The sequence below is a fragment of the uncultured Marinobacter sp. genome (genome assembly GCF_913055835.1).
Lineage (GTDB): Bacteria > Pseudomonadota > Gammaproteobacteria > Pseudomonadales > Oleiphilaceae > Marinobacter.
The window spans coordinates 42,239-50,200 of the sequence record NZ_CAJXKQ010000033.1; the positions used below are offsets into that span (position 1 = coordinate 42,239).

Here is a 7,962-nt window from a genome sequence, read left to right on the forward strand (position 1 = left end):
TTTGCTCAAGAAGTTATTGCTTGCGTTCGTTTGCGTTGCCGTTCTCGCCGTGGCAGGAACCGGCCTGTGGGTGTGGCAGGGGCTGCAGGGCCTGGACAAGCCGGTGATGCTCGAAGAGCCACTGCTGTTTAACGTCCCTCAGGGCAGTTCCTTCATTGAAGTGGTTGGCCGGCTTGAGGCTGAGGGCCTGGTTTCAGACCGGCTATGGCTCAGGCTCTACGGTCGGCTCGAACCTGAGCAAACCCGGATCAAGGCCGGCGAGTACGAATTCGTCGACGGCATGAGCCCCAGGGACATGATCGGTGTGATGGTGTCGGGAGACACCAAGCACTGGTACGTGCAGTTCATCGAGGGCTGGACCTTCAAGGATATGAGAGCGGCCCTGGCCCGGGCTGAGCGGCTGCAGAAGGTGACCGGCCAGTGGACCAGTGAGCAGATCATGTCAGCTGTTGGCGCCGAGGGAGAGCATCCCGAGGGGCGATTTTTTCCGGATACCTACGCCTTTACCGGTAGCGAATCTGACCTTGATCTTCTGAAGCGGGCCTTCAGCCGCATGGAAACCGTGCTGGCAGAGGAATGGGCGGCGCGGGAAGAAGGATTGCCCTATGACAATCCATACGAAGCCCTGATCATGGCCTCGATAGTGGAGCGAGAAACCGGGGCCCCCCATGAGAGGGAACAGGTTGCCGGCGTGTTCGTCCGTCGTTTGCAAAAGGGCATGCGGCTGCAAACCGATCCCACGGTTATCTACGGTATGGGTGATAGTTACCAGGGCCGGATTGGTCGCAAGGATCTGCGCACGCATACTCCTTACAATACCTACAGGATCAATGGCCTGCCCCCCACACCTATAGCCCTGCCGGGCCGCGAGGCCATTCATGCAGCCCTGCACCCGGATGACGGTGACGCCCTTTATTTCGTTGCCCGGGGCGATGGCACCCACAAATTCTCGCGTACGCTGGCGGAGCACCAGAAAGCAGTCCGTGAATTCCAGCTGAACCGGCGTGAAGACTACCGCTCTTCGCCTGCGCCACAAGACAGCGACGCCGATGAGGATGCAGGATGATGGCGCGGGGGCAGTTCATAACGTTCGAAGGCACCGAAGGTGTCGGCAAATCGACACAGTTGACGAACGCCGCCAGTACTCTCGATCAGATGGGCGTTGATTATATTGTCACCCGGGAGCCCGGGGGCACGCCGATGGCTGAGGCCATTCGCGAGCTGTTGCTGGCGCCCAGGGATGAGCCGGTAAATGAAATCACCGAGCTGTTGTTGATGTTCGCCGCCAGGGCCCAGCACTTGCATACGCGAATTTTACCGGCACTTGAACGAGGCCAGTGGGTTTTGTGCGACCGATTCACTGACGCGACCTTTGCCTATCAGGGCGGCGGGCGCGGCGTTCCGGAAGAGCGAATTGCCCTGCTGGAAACACTGGTTCAGGGTGACATCCGCCCGGATCATGTGGTTGTCCTGGACGCCCCTGTGGATACAGGGATGGCCAGAGCCCGCAAACGGGGCGAGCTTGATCGTTTCGAGCAGGAAGATCTGGATTTTTTCCAGCGAATCAGAGATGCCTATCTCGCCCGGGCCTCGACGGAGCCCGCCCGCTATCATGTGGTTGATGCCGCGCGCCCGCTGGCCGAGGTTTCTGAGCAGGTCTCGGGCCTGTTGAGTCAGTGGGTAAATCATTAGGAGCTTGCTGACAGCCGGTGGCTTTTACCACTGTTTTTGGCTCATTCGTGCACTTTCTGTAATGTTCTGCTTTAATTGAGGAACATTCTCAGTTAAACGCTGGCAGTTTTAATGGTTAACGCGAAACTTCTAAAGCTTCCAATGGCCGCGCATCAGCATTGGCACGAGCACCACCAGATTGTCATAGGGGTGCGGGGCGAAGCCGAGTTAAGCGTTGATGGGGCGGGGGCGTGTCTGGACACCTGGCGGGCCTATCTGGTGCCCACGGAAGCCCGGCACGATTATCGTGGTAATGACAAGAATCATGTTCTGGTCATTAATCTCGATCCGCTCATGCCCGCCGTCAATTCTCCCGCTCACGCAGATTACGAGCGAATGATGCGGGTGTTTGAAAAACCGCGAACCTTGCAGATGGACAGCCGCTTGCACGGTCTTGTCCAGTTCGCCGCCGGCGAGTTTGACCGCGCGCCAGATCACACGACGCTTCAGCAGCACCTGGCTTCCAGTATTCTCTACTGCATGGCTGACCGGATCACGGATGGCCAGTCCTTCACTTCCAACAGGAATGCCATCAGTCCGGATGCGGTCCGGCGATACATTCTCAAAAACCTTCACAAGAAGATTACCGTCGAAGACATGGCAGGAGAAGCTTGCCTGAGTGTCAGCCGTTTCCATGAGGTGTTCAGGGAGGTGGCAGGCATTACGCCTCACCAGTTCCTGTTACAGACACGCCTCGATCAGGCCGCCACCCTCCTGACAACAACGACCCTTACGGTGTCCGAAATCAGTTATCGAACCGGTTTCTCGTCCCAAAGCGCACTGACTAATGCCTTGCGGAAATACAAGGGGACAACGCCATCACGATTGCAGGTTGGCGACCGAGTGGCCTGATTTGGCCTGCCAGTTTCCCAGTCCCGTAGGATTGTGCAAAAGAATCGTAGGATTTCGTAAGCTCGGAATCCGTACTGATACTAACTTATAGCGACTGAAGCCCGGTCTCACGCGTGCGTGCGGGGCGCGAGTCGCAAACCATCTTTGCGTGCTCAGGTTCAGGAAGTTGTCACATGGAAAATTCCTGCTTCAATCGAGATGGAACTCGGAAAGAAAAGAAGAACAGTACAGCGAGTTGGCGTCAGGTCAGCCATGTGCTTTGCGAGCGGATCTAGTCCGACTCATTAAACCGGAGGAGCCCCTATGGCTATTGGTGTTTGGATAAGTCTCTTTTTATATTTCGCGCTCATGATTGCCATTGGCGTTTTCGCAATGCGCAGAGCGACGTCTTCATCTGAGGACTACATGTTGGGCGGTCGAGCCCTGAGTCCAAAGGTGGCAGCGCTTTCTGCTGGTGCTTCTGACATGAGTGGCTGGTTGCTCCTGGGTCTGCCCGGGGCTCTGTTTGCTTCGGGTTTGGGATCGGCCTGGATCGGTATTGGCCTGCTCGTGGGTGCATTCTTCAACTGGACGCTGGTGGCGCCGCGTCTTCGTGAACAGACTGTACACTACGGCAATGCGATCACCATCCCGTCGTTCCTGGCGAACCGTTTTCCAACGCAGTCTCTTTCGCTGCGTACGGTCTCGGCCATCGTTATCGTTATCTTCTTCGCGGTTTACACAGCATCCGGTCTGGTGGCCGGTGGCAAGCTGTTCGAAAGCGCGTTTGCCGGCATTTTCAACTTTGGTGGCCTGAGTGACTATGCTGCCGGTATTGTGATTACCCTTGGTGTGGTTCTGGCTTATACCGTCGTGGGCGGTTTCCTGGCGGTGAGTCTGACCGATTTTGTTCAGGGCTGCATCATGATGCTGGCGCTGGTTATCATGCCTGCGGTTGTGCTCTTCGGTGAGGGCGGCGGAGGCTTTGCCCAGGCGTCGCAAACCCTGAATGAAGTGGATCCCACGCTACTGTCGTGGACGGAAGGCCTGACCTTCATAGGCTGGTTGTCTGCGGTTACCTGGGGGTTGGGTTACTTTGGTCAGCCTCACATCATCGTGCGCTTCATGGCCATCCGCACCCTGAAAGATGTTCCGGTTGCCCGGAACATCGGGATGAGCTGGATGCTGATTTCCCTGATCGGTGCGATTTCCCTTGGTGTGTTTGGCCGCGCTTACGCCATCCGCAATGGCATGGACGTACAGGATCCGGAAACCATCTTCATTATTCTGTCTGACATGCTGTTCCACCCGCTGATTACAGGCTTCCTGTACGCGGCCCTGCTGGCGGCGGTGATGAGTACGATCTCCAGTCAGCTGCTGGTGTCTTCTTCTTCGCTGACTGAGGATTTCTATCGCCTGTTCCTGCGCAAGGAAGCAACCGACAAGGAATGCGTGAATATTGGCCGGGTGTGCGTTGTACTCGTCGGTCTGGTGGCGGCCGTTATTGCGTCCGATCCGAACTCTCAGGTTCTGGCTCTGGTTGCTAACGCATGGGCAGGCTTCGGTGCTGCCTTCGGTCCGCTGATTATTCTGTCTCTGATGTGGCCACGTACCAATGGCGCAGGCGCCATTGCCGGCATGGTAGTTGGTGCTGCCACCGTCATCATCTGGATTTCCCTGGGCTGGAACGGCTCGTTCATGGGCGGCCCGGGTGTCTATGAGATTATTCCCGGCTTCATCGCTGCCTTTATTGCAATCCTGGTAGTGAGCTCGGTTACCGCCGATGCCGGCGAGTACCAGCATATCGAGCGGTAAAGAAAAAACGCGCAAAACGCGTTGTAAGATGTGAAAAGGACTCCTCCGGGAGTCCTTTTTTTGGTCATAATGATTCCGGATCGGGGCTTCTTTCGTATCCCCCAATCTCCGATGGAGCGCGCTGGGTGACTGTTCTGGAAATCGTGGCTTTACTGTCGATCGGCGGCATTGCCGGGTTTATTAACGTTCTCTCAGCCGGCGGTTCCATGCTGACCCTGCCCCTGCTGATGTTTCTCGGTCTTCCGCCTCAGGTCGCCAACGGCACCAACCGGGTGGCGATAACCCTGCAGAGTATCACTGCCGTAGGCAGCTTCTACCGGATGGGGCATGGCAACCTTGTTGTCAGCCTGCACCTGGCCATACCGGCGGTTCTGGGCTCTCTGGTGGGTGCCTGGATCGCAACCTGGGTATCCGACACCGTGTTTGAGTGGGTGCTCGTGTCGGCCATGATCGGCGCCTCTGTCTTCATGTTACTGCCTCAGCCGGTTCTCAATACCCGCCCATTGACACCCGAGCGCCTTGGTCCGGCTGTCTACCTGGCGATGTTTGTCGTTGGTATGTATGGCGGCTTCATTCAGGTTGGTGTGGGAGTGCTTTTCCTTGTGGTGCTGTACCACATGCTCAAGATCGACTTGCGCCAGGTGAACGTGCTCAAGGTCTCGATTGTGTTGCCGTTTACCTTTGCAGCGCTGGTGGTGTTCGCCCTCAACGATCAGGTGCGCTGGGGCGTGGGCCTGACCCTGGCACTGGGCAATGTTACCGGCGCATTCATTGCTACCCGGGTCAATATGAGCAAACGCGGAGCACGCTGGATCAAGGGTATTACCCTGGTCATGGTGGCTGCGATTCTGGTGAGGCTGATTATCTACTGAGTGTAGGTGTATCCCGGGTAGGTAATCAGGCATAAAAAACGCCAGCCCGGGGGCTGGCGTTTCCGTGGAGCTAAACCCTGAAGGTCAGCGCTCAGGCAACGTTCGCCTCGGCAGCCTTCTTGGTGTAGTTCTCCATCTGGTCGAAGTTGAGATACTTGTAGATCTCTTTCGACATGCTGTTGAGGTCCTTGGCGTACTCCATGTACTCCGCAGGGGAGGGGAGTTTGCCCAGAACCGCACCCACAGCCGCCAGTTCCGCAGAGGTCAGGTACACGTTGGCACCATCACCAAGGCGGTTCGGGAAGTTACGGGTGGACGTGGACAGCACGGTTGACTTCGGTGCTACCCGCGCCTGGTTACCCATGCACAGTGAGCAGCCCGGCATCTCGGTGCGAACACCGGCGGTGCCGTAGGTGTTGAAGTAACCCTCTTCCATCAGCTGCGCCTGATCCATCTTGGTTGGCGGAGACATCCACAGACGGGTGCTCAGCGGGCCCTTGTGCTGCTCAAGGAGCTTGCCAGCGGCGCGGAAGTGACCGATGTTGGTCATGCAGGAGCCGATGAAGACTTCGTCCACCTTGTCGCCAGCCACTTCGGACAGGAACTTGGCGTCGTCCGGATCGTTCGGGCAGCATACGATCGGTTCTTTGATGTCGGCCAGGTCGATTTCGATGACGTGGGCGTACTCGGCATCTTTGTCGGCACGCATCAGCTTCGGATCAGCCAGCCACTCTTCCATCTGCTGGGCACGGCGCTCCAGGGTACGCGGGTCGCCGTAACCTTCGGCAATCATCCAGCGCAGCATGGTGATGTTGGAGCGCAGGTACTCGGCAACGGAGTCTTCAGACAGGTTGATGGTACAACCGGCGGCGGAGCGCTCAGCGGAAGCGTCAGACAGTTCGAACGCCTGCTCAACAGTCAGGTGCTCAAGGCCTTCGATTTCGAGGATGCGACCGGAGAACTCGTTGATCTTGCCCTTCTTCTCAACGGTCAGCATGCCCTGCTTGATGCCGTACAGCGGGATAGCGTGTACCAGGTCACGCAGGGTAATGCCCGGTTGCATTTCGCCCTTGAAGCGAACCAGGACAGACTCTGGCATGTCCAGCGGCATAACGCCGGTGGCAGCGGCAAACGCCACCAGGCCGGAACCGGCCGGGAAGGAGATGCCCATCGGGAAACGGGTGTGGGAGTCACCACCGGTGCCCACGGTGTCCGGCAGCAGCATGCGGTTCAGCCAGGAGTGGATGATGCCGTCACCGGGGCGCAGGGAAACACCGCCACGGGTGCGGATGAAGTCCGGCATGGTGTGCTGCATTTCCACGTCAACCGGCTTCGGATAAGCGGCAGTGTGACAGAAGGACTGCATGACCAGATCGGCCTGGAAGCCCAGACACGCCAGATCTTTCAGCTCGTCACGGGTCATCGGGCCAGTGGTATCCTGGGAACCGACGGTAGTCATGTGTGGCTCGCAGTAGGTGTTCGGACGAACGCCTTTGCCTTCTTCCAGGCCACAGGCCTTGCCGACCATCTTCTGGGCCAGGGTGAAGCCTTTGGTACCAGCCTCGGGATCTTTTGGCAGACGGAACAGGTCGGTCGCGCCCATGCCCAGTGCTGTACGGGCCTTGGCAGTCAGGCCACGGCCAATGATCAGCGGGATACGGCCGCCGGCCTGAACTTCGTCCAGGATGACGTCAGACTTGAACTTGAACTCGGAGATGGTCTCACCGGCTTCGTTCAGGATCTTACCTTCGTACGGGCGGATCTCAATCACGTCGCCCATGTTCATGTTGTCAACGGGCGCTTCGAAAACCAGGGCGCCTGCATCTTCCATGGTGTTGAAGAAGATAGGGGCTACCTTGTTACCGATACAGACACCGCCGGCACGCTTGTTGGGCACGCCCGGGATGTCTTCACCGAAGAACCACAGAACGGAGTTGGTGGCCGACTTACGGGAGGAGCCGGTACCAACAACGTCACCAACAAAGGCAACAGGCAGGCCCTTGGACTTGATTTCATCGATCTGGCTCATGGGGCCGGTCACGCCGGGCTCCTCGGGCTTCAGGCCGTCACGTTCCATTTTATAGGCAGCGCGGGCGTGCAGCGGGATGTCCGGGCGGGACCAGGCATCCGGGGCCGGAGACAGGTCGTCGGTGTTGGTTTCGCCAGTAACCTTGAACACCACCATCTTGGTGCTCTCGGGTACCTTCTTCTTGTTGGTGAACCACTCACCGTTGGCCCAGGATTCGATAACTGCCTTGGCAACGGGGTTGCCTGCGTCCATCTTTTCCTTCACGTCGTTGAAGGCATCGAACATCAGCAGGGTGCGCTTGAGCTGCTCACCAGCCAGTTCGGCCAGCTCGGAATCGTCCAGAAGGTCAACCAGGGTCGCAATGTTGTAGCCACCCTGCATCATGCCCAGCAGCTTGACCGCAGTCTGCTTGTCCAGCAGCGGAGAAGACGCTTCGCCTTTAACAATGGCGGTCAGGAAAGCGGCCTTCACGTAGGCGGCTTCATCGACGCCCGGCGGTACGCGGTTTTCCAGGAGATACACCAGGGTATCTTCCTCACCGGCCGGCGGGTTTTTCAGCAGGTCGACCAGAGCAGCAGTCTGCTCGGCGTTCAGGGGCTTGGGAGGAATACCCAGGGCTTCACGTTCGGCAACGTGTTCACGATAGGCTTCTAACACGATATGGACCCTCATCAGTTGGAATGT

General features: G+C 57.9%; 6 protein-coding genes. 5 read left to right on the forward strand and 1 reads right to left on the reverse strand.

The genetic code is table 11. The features are described from left to right. Position 1 precedes the first annotated feature (1 nt). The 5 genes from mltG (at position 2) to QZ534_RS15585 (ending at position 5,249) form a co-directional block, all read left to right on the forward strand. Positions 2-1,066, forward strand: coding sequence for an endolytic transglycosylase MltG (mltG, locus tag QZ534_RS15565; protein ID WP_296935677.1), 1,065 nt, complete (start codon positions 2-4; stop codon positions 1,064-1,066). Then, positions 1,063-1,692, forward strand: coding sequence for a dTMP kinase (gene tmk, locus QZ534_RS15570; protein ID WP_296935678.1), 630 nt, complete (start codon positions 1,063-1,065; stop codon positions 1,690-1,692). Before mltG ends, tmk begins: the two co-directional genes overlap by 4 nt. A gap of 111 nt (positions 1,693-1,803) precedes the next feature. Continuing rightward, complete coding sequence (locus tag QZ534_RS15575; RefSeq protein WP_296935680.1) at positions 1,804-2,583, forward strand: AraC family transcriptional regulator; 780 nt, start codon at positions 1,804-1,806, stop codon at positions 2,581-2,583. Positions 2,584-2,886: 303 nt separating this feature from the next. Further along, positions 2,887-4,377, forward strand: coding sequence for a sodium/proline symporter PutP (gene putP, locus QZ534_RS15580; RefSeq protein WP_296935682.1), 1,491 nt, complete (start codon positions 2,887-2,889; stop codon positions 4,375-4,377). A gap of 125 nt (positions 4,378-4,502) precedes the next feature. Next, positions 4,503-5,249: a sulfite exporter TauE/SafE family protein gene (locus QZ534_RS15585; RefSeq protein WP_296935684.1), complete on the forward strand. Its 747-nt coding sequence runs from the start codon at positions 4,503-4,505 to the stop codon at positions 5,247-5,249. 91 nt (positions 5,250-5,340) lie between these two features. Here the strand turns inward: QZ534_RS15585 and QZ534_RS15590 are convergent, their stop codons facing one another. Continuing rightward, positions 5,341-7,935 (reverse strand): bifunctional aconitate hydratase 2/2-methylisocitrate dehydratase, encoded by a 2,595-nt coding sequence (locus QZ534_RS15590; RefSeq protein ID WP_069183680.1) that lies wholly within the window; start codon positions 7,933-7,935, stop codon positions 5,341-5,343. Positions 7,936-7,962 lie beyond the last annotated feature (27 nt).